General features: G+C 70.0%; 14 protein-coding genes and 1 pseudogene. 12 read left to right on the top strand and 3 right to left on the bottom strand.

The window, feature by feature from the left end; genetic code table 11:
* Positions 1–44: 44 nt before the first annotated feature.
* The 7 genes and pseudogenes from ABFX54_RS37435 to ABFX54_RS37405 all read left to right on the top strand — a co-directional run.
* Positions 45–257: pseudogene (locus tag ABFX54_RS37435) on the top strand (hypothetical protein); the annotation flags it as partial.
* 108 nt (positions 258–365) lie between these two features.
* Complete coding sequence (murJ, locus tag ABFX54_RS37430) at positions 366–1,964, top strand: murein biosynthesis integral membrane protein MurJ (protein ID WP_346111472.1); 1,599 nt, start codon at positions 366–368, stop codon at positions 1,962–1,964.
* Positions 1,965–2,442: 478 nt separating this feature from the next.
* Positions 2,443–3,516, top strand: coding sequence for a glycosyltransferase family 4 protein (locus ABFX54_RS37425; protein ID WP_346111470.1), 1,074 nt, complete (start codon positions 2,443–2,445; stop codon positions 3,514–3,516).
* Positions 3,517–3,693: 177 nt separating this feature from the next.
* The gene (locus ABFX54_RS37420) at positions 3,694–4,677 is read left to right on the top strand and encodes a TerC family protein (protein ID WP_346111469.1); all 984 of its coding nucleotides are present in this window, start codon (positions 3,694–3,696) and stop codon (positions 4,675–4,677) included.
* Positions 4,678–4,785: 108 nt separating this feature from the next.
* Positions 4,786–5,427, top strand: coding sequence for a phosphatidylserine decarboxylase (locus tag ABFX54_RS37415; protein ID WP_346111467.1), 642 nt, complete (start codon positions 4,786–4,788; stop codon positions 5,425–5,427).
* Positions 5,414–6,244: a CDP-diacylglycerol--serine O-phosphatidyltransferase gene (pssA, locus tag ABFX54_RS37410; protein WP_106251537.1), complete on the top strand. Its 831-nt coding sequence runs from the start codon at positions 5,414–5,416 to the stop codon at positions 6,242–6,244. The genes ABFX54_RS37415 and pssA overlap by 14 nt, the downstream gene beginning before the upstream one ends.
* Positions 6,245–6,291: 47 nt before the next feature.
* Entirely contained in the window at positions 6,292–6,567 is a 276-nt protein-coding gene (locus tag ABFX54_RS37405) for a hypothetical protein (RefSeq protein WP_346111466.1), read from the top strand.
* Positions 6,568–6,715: 148 nt separating this feature from the next.
* On the opposite strand, the gene ABFX54_RS37400 is transcribed toward ABFX54_RS37405, so the two are convergent.
* Together ABFX54_RS37400 and ABFX54_RS37395 are read right to left on the bottom strand one after the other, a co-directional pair.
* A complete protein-coding gene (locus tag ABFX54_RS37400) occupies positions 6,716–7,372 on the bottom strand; it encodes an MBL fold metallo-hydrolase (RefSeq protein WP_346111465.1) in 657 nt (218 codons plus the stop codon).
* The gene (locus tag ABFX54_RS37395; protein WP_346111463.1) at positions 7,369–8,397 is read right to left on the bottom strand and encodes a maleylpyruvate isomerase N-terminal domain-containing protein; all 1,029 of its coding nucleotides are present in this window, start codon (positions 8,395–8,397) and stop codon (positions 7,369–7,371) included. Before ABFX54_RS37395 ends, ABFX54_RS37400 begins: the two co-directional genes overlap by 4 nt.
* A 220-nt stretch (positions 8,398–8,617) precedes the next feature.
* Between ABFX54_RS37395 and uvrA the strand changes: the two genes are divergently transcribed.
* The gene (uvrA, locus tag ABFX54_RS37390) at positions 8,618–11,458 is read left to right on the top strand and encodes an excinuclease ABC subunit UvrA (RefSeq protein WP_346111462.1); all 2,841 of its coding nucleotides are present in this window, start codon (positions 8,618–8,620) and stop codon (positions 11,456–11,458) included.
* Positions 11,459–11,513: 55 nt separating this feature from the next.
* Here uvrA and ABFX54_RS37385 read toward each other — a convergent pair whose 3' ends face one another.
* Positions 11,514–12,167, bottom strand: coding sequence for a DUF2306 domain-containing protein (locus ABFX54_RS37385; protein WP_346111461.1), 654 nt, complete (start codon positions 12,165–12,167; stop codon positions 11,514–11,516).
* A 250-nt stretch (positions 12,168–12,417) separates the two neighbouring features.
* On the opposite strand from ABFX54_RS37385, the gene ABFX54_RS37380 reads away from it, so the two are divergent.
* The 4 genes from ABFX54_RS37380 to uvrC all read left to right on the top strand — a co-directional run bounded on the left by ABFX54_RS37380 (position 12,418) and on the right by uvrC (position 15,899).
* Positions 12,418–12,807: a Rieske (2Fe-2S) protein gene (locus ABFX54_RS37380; protein ID WP_346111460.1), complete on the top strand. Its 390-nt coding sequence runs from the start codon at positions 12,418–12,420 to the stop codon at positions 12,805–12,807.
* 103 nt (positions 12,808–12,910) lie between these two features.
* Complete coding sequence (locus tag ABFX54_RS37375) at positions 12,911–13,366, top strand: Rieske (2Fe-2S) protein (protein ID WP_346111459.1); 456 nt, start codon at positions 12,911–12,913, stop codon at positions 13,364–13,366.
* A gap of 45 nt (positions 13,367–13,411) precedes the next feature.
* Positions 13,412–13,885, top strand: a complete 474-nt coding sequence (locus tag ABFX54_RS37370; RefSeq protein WP_346111458.1) for a Rieske (2Fe-2S) protein — start codon at positions 13,412–13,414, stop codon at positions 13,883–13,885.
* An 85-nt stretch (positions 13,886–13,970) separates the two neighbouring features.
* Positions 13,971–15,899, top strand: a complete 1,929-nt coding sequence (gene uvrC / locus ABFX54_RS37365; protein WP_428834614.1) for an excinuclease ABC subunit UvrC — start codon at positions 13,971–13,973, stop codon at positions 15,897–15,899.
* Positions 15,900–16,093 lie beyond the last annotated feature (194 nt).

Genomic DNA, 16,093 nt, shown 5'->3' with positions numbered 1-16,093 from the left:
GCGCCACGACCGTGCCCAGCAGCACGTAGCGCCCCGGCCTGCCGATGCTCGGCGACGCCGGCGCCAACGCCCTGGGCGCGCTGCTCGGGCTCGCCGCCGTCACGAAGCTCGGCAGGCCGGGGCGCTACGTGCTGCTGGGCACGGTCGTGGCGCTGACCGCGGCCGCGGAGAAGGTCAGCTTCACCAAGGTCATCGCGGGCAACCCCGTGCTCAACCGCATCGACATGCTCGGCCGCCGCCCGGCCGAGACCGTGTGACCCGCCCGGCGCGATTGTCGGTCCGGCCTGCCAGGATGTCTGCGTACGCGTGATCGGCGGCGGGGCTGTCGGCGGTGGGGTTGTCCGCGGCGGGGCTGAGGAGGCCGGGTGGGTGTGGTGACGGCGCGGGGCGTCGCGGGCGGCGCGATGCTCATCGGAGCCATCACGGTGCTGGCGCGCGTCGTGGGGTTCGCCAAGCAGTACGCCTTCGCCAGGACCGTCGGCACCAACTGCCTGTCCACCGCCTACATGACGGCCAACCAGATCCCCAACATCGTCTTCGAGCTGGTCGTCGGCGGCGCGCTGGCCGGGATGGTCGTCCCCGTGCTGGCCGGCGACCTCTCGCGCGAGCGGGCGGGGCGGATCGGCTCGGCGCTGCTCACCTGGGTGATCGTCGTGCTCGTCCCGGTGAGCGTGCTCATGGCGCTGCTGGCCGGGCCCGTCATCGCGCTGTTCGTCGGCGCCGCCGTCGACGGCTGCCAGGACACCTCGGCCGTGGCCGCCGTGGCCGCCCGGATGCTGGTCGTCTTCGCTCCCCAGATCCCGCTGTACGGCGTGGCCGCCGTCCTCTACGGCGTACTGCAGTCGCACAAGCGCTTCGCCGGGCCCGCCGTCGCGCCCCTGGTCTCCAGCATCGTGGTGATCGTCGCCTACCTGCTGTTCGTGCCGCTCAGCGGCGGGGTGGTCGATCCCGCAACGCTTCCCGAGCCGGCCGAGCTGGCGCTGTCGGTGGGCACCAGCCTGGGAGTGCTGTCGCTGGTGCTGACCGTGCTCGGGCCCGTGGCGCGGCTCGGGCTGCGCTGGCGGCCCACCTTACGGTTCCCCGACGGCGTGGCCGGGCGGGTGCGCAGGCTCGCCCTCGCGGGCATCGCCGCGCTGCTCGCCCAGCAGGCGGCCATGATCGTGGTGCTGGTGCTGTCCAACAAGGCGATCGGCAACGGCGCCATCGCCGTCTACAACTACGCGTGGGCGATCTACCTGGTGCCGTACGCGGTGCTCGCCGTGCCCATCGCCACCAGCGCGTTCCCCCGGCTGTCCGCGCAGGCCGGCGACCGGGTGGCCTTCGCGGCGCTCTCGGCCCGCACGACCAGGGCCGTGGTGCTGGTGTCTGGTCTGGCCGCCGGGGTGCTGGCCGCCGCGTCAGGGCCGGGGGCGGTGGTCTTCCTGATCGACAAGAGCGACGTGCCTCCCGCCGAGCTGGCGGCGGCGATCGCGCTGTTCGCGCCGGGACTGGTGGGCTACGGGCTGATCGCGCACCTCAGCCGGGTGCTCTACGCGGCCGGCCACGGGCGGGCGGCCGCCACCGGCACCGTCGCCGGGTGGTGTGTGGTCATGGTGGCCCAGGTCGTGTTCGTGCTCGTGCTGCCCGAGCAGTGGGAGATCGGCGGGATGGCGCTCGGCATGAGCGTCGGCATGAGCGTGGGCGGGGCGTGGTTGCTCGGGTCCGTGATCCGGGCGCGGGGCCGCGCGGCCGCGGCGGGGCTGGGCCGGCGGGCGGGCGCGGCGCTGGCCGGAGGGGTGCTGGGGTGGCTCGCCGGGGCCGGCGTGGTGGCGGGGCTGGGGGCGAGGGGCCTGTGGCCGAACGTCGCCTCCGCCACCCTGGCCGCCGTCGTGGCGCTGGCCGTCGGCGGCGCGATCGTGGCGGTGGTGGATCGGGCGGATGCGGGCGCGGTCGTCGGGCTGCTGCGGCGGGGTGGCCCGAGCTGAGTAGGGGACGCCACCTCACGAGCGGGCTGAGCACGGTGGTCCGGGCAGGGCCGAGGGGATCGCATGGACCTGGGCAGGCAGGGAGAGATCGCCATCGGCCGAGCGGGGCGCTGGGGATCCATCGGGTCCAGCAGGGCCGGTGGAGGTGGCAGGTTCGGTGTCTGGTTGGTCTGGATGCGACCGGCGGTTGGATCCGTCCGAACGAGCGGGTGGTCGGTTCGTTCGGGGTCGTTGAGCTGGTTGGTTGGCTCAGGGTGGGTAGGGCGGTGGGTTGTTCGGGATGGGTGGCAGGTCGTTGGTTGGTGCGGGGCGGGCGGTTGGCTCAGGAACGTCGGGCGGTTGATTCGCTCGGAGCGACAGGTCGATTGGTTCGTTCGGGTGGATGGACGGTCGTGGGTTCGGGCGGGTTGGCGGTTCGTACGGGACGGACTGTTCTTCGGTTGGGTCGGGAGTGGTGGACTTGAGGAGGGAGCGGGTTGTGCGGGTGGCTTTCGTGCTGGGCACCACGACCGGGGGGACGGGGCGGCATGTCCTGACGCTGGTGGAGGAGCTCGTACGCCGGGGACACCAGGTCGTCGTGATCGGCCCCGGGAGCGTCGAGGAACAGTTCGGGTTCGGCGCCGCGGGGGCCAGGTTCGCGGAGGTGGCCGTCTCCGATCGGCCGCAACCGGTGAACGACCTGCGTGCTGTGCTGGCCGTCAGGCGGCTGACCAGGGGCGCCGACGTGGTGCACGCCCACGGGCTGCGGGCGGGGGCGCTGGCCGCGCTGGCGCGGCGGGGACCGGTCGTGACGCTGCACAACGCGCTCACCGGCGGCGGGTTCGTCGGCCTGGCCTACGGGGTGCTGGAGCGGATCGTGGCACGGCGGGCGGGGCGCGTGCTGACCGTCTCGCCCGACCTGGCGCGGCGGATGACCCGGCTCGGCGCCCGTGACGTGCGGGCCGCCCTGGTGACGGCGCCGGTGCCTCTGCCGCCGAAGCGTACGCCGCGGGAGGTCAGGGACGAACTGGGCGCGGGCGAACGGCCGATCCTGCTCACCGTCGCCAGATTGGCCCAGCAGAAGGGCCTGGAGACGCTCCTCGACGTCGCCGCCGGGCCGTGGCACGACGCCCGGCCGCTGTTCGTGGTGGCGGGGGAGGGGCCGCTGCGCGGGGAGCTGCGGCGCAGGATCGACGCGGAAGGGCTGCCCGTCACGCTGCTGGGCCACCGGGAGGACGTGCCCGACCTGCTCGGCGCCGCCCTGGCCCTGGTGATGCCGAGCCGATGGGAGGGGCAGCCGCTCACGCTGAGGGAGGCGCTGATGACGGGGACGCCGGCCATCGCCTCGAATGTGGGCGGCATTCCGGAAATCTTGGGAGATGCCGGAATCCTGGTTCCTTACGGGGACGTGGAGGGGTTGCGTACGGCCGTACAGGAGCTGCTGTCCAGCCCGCGAACTGCGGAAACGCTGGCCGAGGCGGCCGCGCGGCGGGGCCGGGAGATGCCGGATGACGACGACGTCGTCGAGAGTGTGCTGGCCGTGTACCGCGGAGTGAGAGATGGGGATGGTTAGGCGTGCCCGATCCGTTCTCATATACTGCCTGGGTTAGGGAGGGGAGTATCCCTTCGCGACAGCCTCGTCATCACGGTGCAGCCCCACTCCACGGGGCCCCCGGGGCTGCCGGTCCGCGGTTCGAGCGGGCGGGAGAGACCTCCGGCAATGAAGCGTGCATGCTGCCGGAGGGTCTTTGTGACTGAACCCCTGTGGGCCTGGATCGCCGTGATCGGTGGTCTTCTGCTCGTCATCGCCATCGACTTGTGGATCGTCGACCGCGGAGAAGCCCGGGAATTCTCCATGCGGCAGGCCGGATACTGGGTGACGTTCTACGTCGTCCTCGCGGCGGCGTTCGCCGTGCTGTTGTGGAACACCTCCGGAGCCGACCGGGCCGGGGAGTTCGTCGCCGGGTACATCACTGAATACAGCCTGAGCGTCGACAACCTGTTCATCTTCTTCATCATCATGAGCCGGTTCGCCGTGCCCAAGATGTACCAGCACAAGGTGCTGCTCGTCGGCATCCTGCTCGCGCTCGTGATGCGTGGCGCGTTCATCGCGCTCGGCGCCGCGGCCCTCGAGCGGTTCAGCTGGCTGTTCTACGTCTTCGGCGCCTTCCTCGTCTACACGGCGATCAACATCGTCCGCCAGCACCTGAAGGGCGAGGAGGAGGAGTTCAACGAGAACGTCCTGCTCCGCTGGGTGCGCAGGGCCTTCCCGACCACCGAGGGCTACGTCGGCTCGAAGGTCACGGTGCGGATCGACGGCAGGCGCATGGTCACCCCGATGCTCATCGTGATGGTCGCCATCGGCAGCACCGACCTGCTGTTCGCCCTCGACTCGATTCCGGCGATCTTCGGGCTCACCAAGGACCCCTTCATCGTCTTCACGGCCAACGCGTTCGCCCTGATGGGGCTGCGTCAGCTCTACTTCCTCCTGGGCGGCCTGCTGCAGCGGCTCGTCTACATCAGCTATGGTTTGGCGTTCATCCTGGGGTTCATCGGGGTTAAGCTCGTATTGGAGGCGTTGCACTCCAGCCATGTCTCCTGGGCGCCCGAAATTCCCATCTGGGTGTCGCTCTCGGTCATCGGCGCCACCATGGTCATCACCACTGTGGCGAGCCTGATCAAGGCCCGCATGGACACGCGCAAGGGCGAGCAGACGCACTCGGAGCAGGTCTAGCGAAATGGGCTTCGAGGCGCTTTGCTTGTGTAGTTGTGCCGTGTCATAGTTGCTCGTTCTGTAACATCACGGCAAAGCGCCCAGTCCAGTCACCACCAAAGGTTGTTCGTGTCAGACGATTCTGCTAGGCCGAGCCGCGTGAGGCTCGCGCGAGGGGTCTCCCCGTGGCTTCTCCCGACGGCGGCCACGGCGGCCGTCACCGCTCTGCTGACGCGCCGGAACCGGCGATGGGCGCTCGCGGCGGTGCCGCTGAGCGCGCTCACCGGTGGCATGCTCTGGTTCTTCCGCGATCCCGACCGCACTCCCGGCCACGGCCGGGTCCTGTCGCCCGCTGACGGCGTGGTGCAGAGCATCGATCCGTGGCCGGACGGCCGCACCAGGGTCGCGATCTTCATGAACCCGCTGAACGTGCACGTCAACCGCGCCCCTCTTGCGGGAAATGTCACCTCCGTGCAGCATGTGGCAGGTGGGTTCCTGCCGGCGTTCAACAAGGACAGCGACCAGAACGAGCGCGTGGTGTGGCATTTCGAGACCGCGCTGGGCGACATCGAGATGGTGCAGATCGCGGGCGCGGTGGCGCGCAGGATCGTGCCGTATCTGAACGCCGGGGCGAAGGTGGAGCAGGCCGAGCGGATCGGTCTCATCAGGCTCGGCTCCCGGGTCGACCTCTACCTGCCCGAAGGGATCTCTCCCGCGGTGTCCGTGGGTGACAAGACGGTTGCGGGGGTGACCAGAATTGACCACGGCTGACGCCGGCAGCTGGCAGGCCGACGAGGAAGAGCCGCGCGGTCCCGTGGGCAAGGCGTTCCGCCTGTCCGCCGCCGACTCCCTGTCCCTGGGCAACGCCGTCTGCGGGTTCCTCGCGGTGTGCGTCCTCGCCTACTCCGCCATCCAGCAGCTCCAGGTCGACGGCGGGCGCTTCACTCCCGAGCCCAGCTACTTCGCCACCGCCATCGTGCTGCTGCTCATCGGCGCGACGTGCGACCTGTTCGACGGGCTCGTGGCGCGGCGCTTCCGCGCCTCCGCGATGGGGGCCGAGCTGGACAACCTGGCCGACGTCATCAGCTTCGGGTTCGCGCCCGCGTTCATGGTGGTGATCTGGGGCGGGTTCACGCCGCAGGTGCCGTTCACCGCGGTGCTCGCGGCGGCGGCGGCCGTGCTGGTCGCCGGTGTCGTACGGCTGGCCAGGTTCGCCTGCGTCAAGACCAAGAGCGGCGACTTCATGGGGCTGCCCATCCCGATGGGCGCGATGACCGTGATCTCCATCGTGCTGCTCTTCCAGCCGAGCGTCTGGTCGCTGGCGGCCGTGCTCGGCGTGGCCTGGCTGATGGTCAGCCGGATCGAATACCCCAAGCCGAAGGGGCAGCTCGCCGCGGTCGTCCTCGGCTGGATCATGGTGAACGTGGCGTTCCTGACCGTGTGGGTCGCCTGGCCCCAGGGCGGGGACCTGCCGATCAAGATCGGGGCGAGCATGCAGATCGCGCTCGTCGCCGCGATTCCGCTGCGGGTGCTGTTCTACAAGCGCGAGCAGCGCAAGGAAGCCGCCCGTATCCGAATCGGCCACTGATGCGCCACTGACGGGATTTTTCGTCTTACTTCGGCTTTGATGGAGCCATGTCGGCTATGCCGCGCGAGCACACGCGCACCTACTATCTCGGCAAGCTGGCCGCGGAGCTGGAAGAGCGCGGGCTGACCGCCCTGTTGCGGAGCCATCCGCCCGCGCTGCGCATCAGCCATCCCGACACGTTCATGCTGGCCGAGACCGTGGACTGCGTGCCGCTCTCCGGCGGATGGTTCTACCGCTGGTCGTGGGGCGAGCTGGTCGGCCTGGCCGACGAGCCCGCCCTGGCGGCGGCGCGGATCGTGCACGTGCTGGCCGCCCGCTCGTGACGTACCGCCTCGCGCAGGCTGCCCGTTCGTGACGTGCCACGCGTCGGCGGCGCGTTCATCACATGCCACGTGCCAGGCCGCGCGTCCGTGACATGGCGACGTGCCGGTCGCGCGCCTGATGCCGGCCCAGACGGCGGCCGGCCGCGGTCTACCAGCCTCTGGCTCGCCACTCGGGCAGGGCGGGGCGCTCGACGCCGAGGGTGGTGTCCTTGCCGTGGCCCGGGTAGACCCAGGTCTCGTCGGGCAGGCGGTCGAAGATGCGCTCCACCACGTCGTTGAAGAGCTGGTCGAACCGCTCGGGGTCCTTGTTGGTGTTGCCGACGCCGCCGGGGAACAGGGAGTCGCCGGTGAACAGGTGGTGGCCGGCCTCGCCGCCGTCGTACAGCAGGGCGATCGAGCCGGGCGTGTGGCCGCGCAGGTGGATGACCTCAAGGGTGGCCTCGCCGACCGTGATCGTGTCGCCGTGCTCGACCGTGCGGTGCACGGGCAGCGGGAGCGCGGGCGCGTCGAGCGGATGGGCCACCAGCCGGGCGCCGGTCACCTTGGCCACCTGCTCCAGCGCCTGCCAGTGGTCGCCGTGCTGATGGGTGGTGACGATCGTGCCGACCGGCTGGTCGCCCATCAGCGCGAGCAGCCGGTCGGAGTCGGCGGCGGCGTCGATGAGCAGGCCCTCGCCGGTCTCGGTGCAACGCAGCAGGTAGGCGTTGTTGTCGTACGGGCCGACGGCGAGCTTGGAGATCGTCAGTGCGGGCAGCTCGCGCACGTCGGCGGGACCGCCGACCTGAACGTCGCCTGTGTACGTCATGGATAGTCCTTCGGGGGCGTCGCGGGCAGATCAGCGGGGGCCGGCATCGTCAGCCACGGCGGCGGTGGTGGCAGACCCGCGCCTCCGGGGCCTGGCATGAACGACTGCCCCACGGGCAACAGACTAACGCCCTGACCGCTGGAGCGGCCGGTGAGCCAGGCCAGCATGTCGCGTGGCGTGCCCGCGACCGCTGGCCCCTCGCCGAGGCCGCGCCAGCGGGCGACGATCTCGGGCCGGTGGTGAGTGGTGACCGGTTGAGAGTCCGGCATGGACCGGTGGGCGGCGGGAGCGGCAGGCGTCATGGGACGCGTAAGAGAGGGTGGTGGGGGTCCGTCTGAGACGCGGGCGGCGGCAGGTGTGACCGGATGTGTGGGTGGGGGTCTGTCCGTGATGGGGGTGGCGGCGGGTGTGGGTGGGGGTTCGTTCGTGAGGAGGGGGGCGGAAGACGTACCGGGACGTGGGGGCGGGGTGAGGAGGATGATCTCGCTCACCGTGCTGCTGCCGTGGGGCCAGGTGGTGTGGCAGTCGTGCAGTTCGCGGCGGACGAACGGGTCAGGCCAGTCGGCAGGGCCGTAGCCGGCGGCGAGGTCCACATGGTGGAAGCCGACCTCGCGCAGGCGGCGTATCAGGACGTACCAGGCGGGATGGGGCGGTGGGCGCATGCCCTCGACTCGCGCGGACCAGGCGCGGTCCGGCAGGTCACGGACGGCGGCGGCGAAGCGGGCGGCGCCGTCCTCCAGGTGGGCCAGGTGAAGGGCGGCCGGCTGGAGGGCGTGGGCTTCGATGGCGGCCGCCCTGGACTCGTACGAGCTGTACTGAGGGGTGCGGACACCGGTCCTCGCCCAGGTCAGCAGGCTGACGTAGGAGTCGGCGTTGGCGGCGAGGTGGGCCAGGACGTGTCCCCTGGTCCAGCCGGGCAGGCGGGAAGGGGCGCGGACGTGGGCGTCGGAGAGGGAGGCGGCCGTGGCCAGCAACTGGTTGGTCGCCGAGGCCAGCTCGGCCCGCAGCGCCGCGAGGACGGTCATGTCTAGATTTTTCATCATCTATCGTGTCTGGGGCGGGCGGGGCATAAAACCCCTGGTCAAGCGGTTCCATGTGGAAGGACTCCTGCCGAGGCGGGAGATGGCCGTAACCTGTGAGAGACGGATTTTCGACTGGCCGAGGATCGGGCCGCCGGAAATTGTCGGAGCCCCCGTCTACCATCGCCCGTTGGACCTATCCGCCCTTTCGACTTCCGGGATCGCCGTGGCAGACCGCCTGATCGTGCGTGGTGCACGAGAACACAACCTCAAGGACGTCTCGCTGGATCTGCCGCGGGACTCGCTGATCGTCTTTACCGGCCTGTCCGGCTCGGGCAAGTCGAGCCTGGCCTTCGACACGATCTTCGCTGAGGGCCAGCGGCGCTATGTCGAGTCGCTGTCGGCCTACGCCCGCCAGTTCCTCGGCCAGATGGACAAGCCCGATGTCGACTTCATCGAGGGCCTGTCGCCCGCGGTCTCCATCGACCAGAAGGCCACCAGCAAAAACCCGCGCTCGACCGTCGGCACGATCACCGAGGTCTACGACTACCTGAGGCTGCTGTGGGCGCGCATCGGCAAGCCCCACTGCCCGGTGTGCGCGCGCCCGATCGCCAGGCAGACGCCGCAGCAGATCGTCGACCGCGTGATGGACCTGGAGGAGGGCACCAGATTCCAGGTGCTCGCGCCGGTCATCAGGGGCCGCAAGGGCGAATACGCCGAGCTGTTCCGCGAGCTGCAGACCAAGGGCTTCGCCAGGGCCAGGGTCGACGGCACCGTCGTGCGGCTGGAGGAGCCGCCGACGCTGAAGAAGTACGAGAAGCACGACATCGAGGTCATCGTCGACCGCCTGTCGGTCAAGGACTCGGCGCGCCGCCGGCTCACCGACTCGGTCGAGACGGCGTTGCAGCTGTCCGGCGGCACGATCACGCTGGAGTTCGTCGACCTGCCCGAAGACGACCCCAACCGCGAGCGCTTCTACTCCGAGCACCTCTACTGCCCCTACGACGACCTGTCGTTCGAGGAGATGGAGCCGCGCTCGTTCTCCTTCAACTCGCCGTTCGGCGCCTGTCCTGAGTGCACCGGTCTGGGCACCAAGATGGAGGTCGACCCCGATCTGGTGGTGCCCGACCCCGAGCGCGAGCTCGGCGACGGCGCGATCCACCCGTGGTCCGGCGGCCACACCAGCGAATACTTCTCCAGGCTGATCGAGGCGCTCGGCCACACGGTCGGGTTCACGCTGGAGACGCCGTGGGAGAAGCTGCCGAAGAAGGCGCAGAAGTCGCTGCTGTACGGCCACGACGAGCAGGTCCACGTCCGCTACAGCAACCGCTACGGGCGCCAGCGCTCCTACTACACCACCTTCGACGGCGTCATCCCGTGGGTGCAGCGCCGGCACGCAGAGGCCGAGAGCGACTCGGCTCGCGAGCGGTTCGAAGGCTACATGCGCGAGATCCCGTGCCCGGCCTGCAAGGGGGCCAGGCTCAAGCCGGTCACCCTGGCGGTGACCGTGGCCGGGAAGTCGATCGCCGAGGTCGCGGCCATGTCGATCGGCGAGTGCGCCAAGTTCCTGGCCGCGCTCAAGCTGTCCGACCGCGACATGCACATCGCCGAGCGGGTGGTCAAGGAGATCAACGCCCGCATGGGCTTCCTGCTCGACGTCGGCCTCGACTACCTGACCATGGACCGCGCCGCCGCCACCCTGGCCGGCGGCGAGGCCCAGCGCATCAGGCTGGCCACGCAGATCGGCTCCGGCCTGGTCGGCGTCCTCTACGTGCTCGACGAGCCGTCCATCGGCCTGCACCAGCGCGACAACATGCGCCTGCTCGACACGCTGGTCCGGCTGCGCGACATGGGCAACACGCTGATCGTGGTCGAGCACGACGAGGACACGATCGCGGCCGCCGACTGGGTGGTCGACATCGGGCCCGGCGCGGGCGAGCACGGCGGCCAGGTCGTCGTCTCCGGCACCGTCCAGGACCTGCTGTCCAGCGAGGAGTCCATGACGGGGGCCTACCTGTCCGGGCGCAGGAGCATCCCGATCCCCGCCAAGCGCCGCAAGCGCGACAAGAAGCGGCAGATCACGGTCAAGGGCGCGCGCGAGCACAATCTCAAGGGCGTCGACATCGAGTTCCCGCTGGGGATGTTCACCGCCGTCACCGGCGTGTCGGGGTCGGGCAAGTCGACGCTGGTCAACGACATCCTCTACAACGCCCTGGCCAAGGAGCTCAACGGGGCGCGCACGGTGCCGGGGCGCCACTCGCGCATCAACGGCATGGACCAGGTCGACAAGGTCGTCCACGTCGACCAGTCGCCGATCGGCCGCACCCCGCGCTCCAACCCGGCCACCTACACCGGCGTCTTCGACCACGTGCGCAAGCTGTTCGCGGCCACGGCCGAGGCCAAGGTACGCGGCTACCAGCCCGGGCGCTTCAGCTTCAACGTCAAGGGCGGGCGCTGCGAGGCGTGCGCCGGCGACGGCACCATCAAGATCGAGATGAACTTCCTGCCCGACGTCTACGTCCCCTGCGAGGTGTGCCACGGCGCCCGCTACAACCGGGAGACGCTGGAGGTCCACTACAAGGGCAAGACGATCGCCGAGGTGCTCGACATGCCGATCGAGGAGGCCCTCGGCTTCTTCGACGCCATCCCCGCGATCAAGCGCCACCTGCAGACGCTCAACGACGTGGGGCTCGGTTACGTACGGCTCGGGCAGCCGGCGACCACGCTGTCCGGCGGCGAGGCACAGCGGGTCAAGCTGGCCTCCGAGCTGCAGCGGCGGCAGACCGGGCGGACCATCTACGTCCTCGACGAGCCGACCACCGGCCTGCACTTCGAGGACATCAGGCGGCTGCTCGGCGTGCTGGGGCGGCTGGTCGACGGCGGCAACACGGTGATCGTCATCGAGCACAACCTCGACGTCATCAAGACCGCCGACTGGATCATCGACATGGGGCCCGAGGGCGGCTCGCGCGGCGGCACGCTCGTGGCCAGCGGCACGCCCGAGGAGGTCGCGCTGGTGGACGAGAGCCACACGGGGCGCTTCCTGCGCAAGATCCTCTCGTTCTGACCCCGGGCCCCGGAAGTCCCGCCCGGCGAAGGTGCGACGGGCGGGACCTCCGGGGCTAGGCGGTGCGGCGGGTGCGGGCGCGGCGTATGGCGGCGTCGCCGCGTTCCAGCCACCACTCGGCCACCAGCAGCGGCAGCACCCAGCCCAGCCAGGCCGCCAGCCCCGACACCGTGGCGATCATCAGCCCCGTGTCACCGTGGAAGGTCGTCTCCAGCTGCGGCTCCAGCAGGATCACGAACAGCACGCTGTAGATCCGGTTGGTGATGATGGACATCGTCAGCGCGAAGCTGCGCACCATCCACCGCCGGTGATCGACGAACCTGCGCTGCCTGGCCATCCGCCATCCCGCCACCGTGACACCCAGCCAGAGCAGCGCCAGCGTGACGTCACTGGCCATCGTCACCGGCCCGAACGGCGTGGCCAGGCCCACCACCAGACCCAGCAGGCCGGCCGGCAGGCAGCCGCCGAACACATACACGCGGCCGATCATCCGGTGCGCCCGCGGGTAGCGGGCGCGGAACCACGGCCAGATCTGCAGGCAGCACGTGATCATCGCGATCGAGCCGAACACCACGTGCAGCGAGAGCATCACGAAGTGCGGCGGGAAGAAGTCAGGGGCGGGCACGCGCGACTGCGAAGGATCCAGCGACAGGTACGGCGGCAGCGAGAAGGCGATGAACGCGGCCGCCACCACCATCAGCGGCGCCACCCACGGCCGGCGCCACCACCGTGGCCCGGACACCTTAGCGGGAGGGACTGAGGGACGCGTCGTCGAAGTCGTCATGCACGCAGCCTGTGGCGGGCCGCTGACCGCCGGCCTACCACCCGCTGACAGGACCGGCGGGTGCCGTCAATAAGGTGAAGTCCTGAGTCATCACCGCGGCTCCGGGGGCGAACGCAGGAGCGCGCGGGCACATGCGGAAACACGGATCGGGGGCGGAGCCATGTCCGGGAACGGGTTGGGGCGTCGGGAACTGCTGGGCGCGACCGGGGTCGCCGCGTGCGGCCTGGCGCTGACCGCGTGCGGCTCGCAAGGCGCGCAGGCCAGGCCGAGCCTGAAGGGAAAGGTCCTGGCCAAGACGGCGGACGTGCCCGTCGGCGGCGGCAAGCTGATCGAGGACCTCAAGATCGTGGTGACGCAGCCCACGCAGGGCGTCTACAAGGCCTACAGTTCGGTGTGCACCCACAAGGGCTGCCAGGTCGGCACGCCCGCGGACAACGTCATCAGGTGCGCCTGCCACGGCAGCGAGTTCGCCGCCGACACCGGGCAGGCCACCAAGGGGCCCGCGACCGCGCCGCTGACCTCGTTCAAGGTGAAGGTCGAAGGCGACGGGATCGTGGTCGCCTGAACGGGTAATAGTGCGTAGTCCTCCGGATTGCCCTCGGGCACGCTGAACCGGCGCCAGGGCGCTGGCCGTACCTGAAGTGAAAGACAATCTGGGAGGACACACCATGACGGAAACGACGCGTCGGACAGTGGTGTTCGGCGCCGGGAGCGCAGGGCTCGCGGCGGTTCTGACGGCCTGTGCGAGCTACGGCTCGCCGACGACAGAAGTGAACGAGGAGCCGGCCGCCGAAGAGCCGTCGTCCGACGCACCGAAGAAGAAGGCCGACTCCAAGCCGAAGGCGCTGGCGGACGTCAGCGACATTCCGGAGGGAGGCGGGAAGGTCTTCGAGAAGCAGAAGCTCGTCGTGACGCAGCCGACCGCGGGGGAGTACAAGTGCTTCACGGCGGTCTGCACCCACCAGGGCTGTCTGGTCGCCACGGTCTCGAACAAGACGATCAACTGCCCGTGTCACGGGAGCAAGTTCAGCATCGAGGACGGCTCGGTGTCGGCCGGTCCGGCGGGTGACCCGCTGGAGGAGAAGCAGATCGAGGTCGACGGCGACAAGATTAGACTCGCCTGAAATTCGTCTCATGAATTTCTCACCTGTGTACGTTTGGGTGAGCGCATGGCAGATGACCTTCAGAGCCGCAGGGCGGTGTTCGCAAGCGTCGGAGCGGGTGGCCTGGCGCTTGCGATCAGCGCGTGCAGCGGCGGCGGCACCGAGACGACGGCGAACACCGCTCCTGACGCGAGCGCACCCGCCGCACCCGAGTCCAGCGCACCCGAGACCAGCGCGCCGGCGGCCGACGGCGGTGGCGCGCTGGCCAAGACCGCCGACATCCCCGTGGGCGGGGGCACGGTCTTCAAGGACCAGAAGATCGTGGTGACGCAGCCGACCGAGGGCGAGTTCAAGGCCTTCAGCGCACTCTGCACCCACAAGGGCTGCCCGGTCGGCTCCGTCGAGGACGGCGCGATCGTGTGCCCGTGCCACAACAGCAAGTTCGCCATCGCCGACGGCTCCGTCACCGGGGGCCCGGCCGACAAGCCGCTGGCGGCCCAGGAGATCAAGGTCGAGGGCGACCAGATCATGCTGGCATAGCCGGACGTTCTCGCGGCGTGCCCGCCGTACCATCGCGAAGAGTACGGCGGGCAACCTTGTCGGTGCGGGCTACTAGGCTGGCAGCGTGGTCAGATCAACGGGCAGCACCTTGAGTTTCCGGCCCAAGCCGGGGTCGATTCCCGAGTCCCCAGGGGTCTACCGGTTCAGGGACACGCACGGCCGGGTGATCTACGTCGGCAAGGCCAAGAGCCTGCGCCAGCGGCTCAACTCCTACTTCGCCGACTTCTCCGCGCTGCATCCGCGCACGCAGTCGATGCTGACCACGGCCGCCGACGTCGACTGGACGGTCGTCGGCACCGAGGTGGAGGCGCTGCAGCTCGAATACTCCTGGATCAAGGAGTTCGACCCGCGCTTCAACGTCAAGTACCGCGACGACAAGTCCTACCCCTACCTCGCGGTGACCATGGGCGAGGACTTCCCGCGCGTGCAGGTCATGCGCGGCGCCAAGCGCAAGGGCACCCGCTACTTCGGCCCCTACTCCCACGCCTGGGCCATCCGCGAGACCGTCGACCTGCTGCTGCGGGTCTTCCCCGTGCGCACGTGCAGCGCAGGGGTGTTCAAGCGGGCCGGGCAGATCGGCCGGCCGTGCCTGCTCGGCTACATCGACAAGTGCTCGGCGCCCTGCGTCGGCCGGGTCGGCCCCGAGGAGCACCGCGACCTGGCCGAAGACTTCTGCGACTTCATGGCCGGCAACACCACCCGCTTCATCAAGCGGCTGGAGAAGGAGATGCGCGAGGCCGCCGCCGAGCAGGAATACGAGCGGGCGGCCCGGCTGCGCGACGACATCCAGGCGCTGCAGCGGGCGCTGGAGAAGCAGGCGGTCGTGCTCGGGGAGGGCACCGACGCCGACGTCATCGCCCTGGCCGAAGATCCGCTGGAGGCCGCCGTCCAGGTCTTCTACGTCCGCGGCGGACGCATCCGCGGCCAGCGCGGCTGGGTCGTCGACAAGGTCGAGGAGACCACGCCCGGCGAGCTGGTCGAGCAGTTCCTGCTGCAGATGTACGGCGAGGCCAGCCCCGACTCGATGCCCCGCGAGGTGCTCGTCCCGCACCTGCCGCCCGACGCCGAGGCCGTCGCCGAGCTGCTGACCGAGCAGCGCCGCTCCCGCGTCGAGGTGCGCGTGCCCCAGCGCGGCGACAAGAAGTCGCTGATGGAGACCGTCGAGCGCAACGCCAAGGAGTCACTCGCGCAGCACAAGATCCGCCGCGCCAGCGACCTGACCACCCGCAGCAAGGCGCTGCAGGAGATCGCCGACGCGCTCGACCTCGACCAGGCGCCGCTGCGCGTCGAGTGCTACGACGTCTCCCACCTGCAGGGCGAAAACGTCGTGGCGTCGATGGTGGTCTTCGAGGACGGCCTGGCGCGCAAGAGCGAATACCGCCGCTTCGCCGTCAAGACCAAGGAGGGCGACGTCGCCTCGATCCACGAGGTGATCATGCGCCGGTTCCGCCGCTATCTGGAGGAACGCTCCGCGACCGGCGAGCTGGCCCCCGACGACGACGCCGGAGCGGGCCCCATCGACCCGGAGACCGGCAAACCGCGCAAGTTCGCCTACCCGCCCAACCTCGTCGTGGTCGACGGCGCCGGCCCGCAGGCGGCCGCCGCGCAGCGGGCCCTCGACGAGCTCGGCATCGACGACGTGGCCGTGTGCGGTCTGGCCAAGCGGCTGGAGGAGGTGTGGTTGCCCGGCGACGACCAGCCGGTGATCATGCCTCGTTCAAGCGAGGGTCTCTACCTGCTGCAACGGGTGCGTGACGAGGCACACAGGTTCGCCATCACCTACCATCGTTCCAAGAGGTCAAAGACGGTGAAGGAGAGCGCGCTCGACGGTGTGCCCGGCCTGGGGCCGGCGCGCAGGCAGGCGCTGCTCAAACACTTCGGCTCCGTGAAAAAGCTACGTGAGGCCACTGCCGATGAAATCTGCGCGGTTCCCGGCATCGGCCCGTCCATCGCCGAGGTCATCGTGTCGACGCTGAAGGGAGAGTCACCTTGATCTCGCCAGGATGCCAGGGTGTCAACGCCGAAGAGGCATGCGGTCAGGCCCGTCGGGGCAGGGGCCCGTCCAGACCGCCGATCTCCCCTGACGGGGTGACCCGATGAGCGACGTACGGGGTGGCGCGGGCATCGCCCGCGACGACGCGCGGAGCGGGGGGATCTCCGCTCGCGGGGCTGCTTCCGCCCGGGATG

Source organism: Nonomuraea maheshkhaliensis (assembly GCF_039529435.1).
Lineage (GTDB): Bacteria > Actinomycetota > Actinomycetes > Streptosporangiales > Streptosporangiaceae > Nonomuraea > Nonomuraea maheshkhaliensis.
Note: the sequence above shows the minus strand (reverse complement) of the source record. Positions and strands in the feature narration are given on the sequence as shown.

What these genes read in the sequence shown, in the direction of transcription:
- ABFX54_RS37405 (WP_346111466.1), top strand. Translation starts at nt 6,292, where the DNA reads ATGTCGGCTATGCCGCGCGAGCACACGCGCACCTACTATCTCGGCAAG.
- ABFX54_RS37400 (WP_346111465.1), bottom strand. Translation starts at nt 7,372, where the DNA reads ATGACGTACACAGGCGACGTTCAGGTCGGCGGTCCCGCCGACGTGCGC.
- ABFX54_RS37395 (WP_346111463.1), bottom strand. Translation starts at nt 8,397, where the DNA reads ATGACCGTCCTCGCGGCGCTGCGGGCCGAGCTGGCCTCGGCGACCAAC.
- ABFX54_RS37375 (WP_346111459.1), top strand. Translation starts at nt 12,911, where the DNA reads ATGACGGAAACGACGCGTCGGACAGTGGTGTTCGGCGCCGGGAGCGCA.
- ABFX54_RS37370 (WP_346111458.1), top strand. Translation starts at nt 13,412, where the DNA reads ATGGCAGATGACCTTCAGAGCCGCAGGGCGGTGTTCGCAAGCGTCGGA.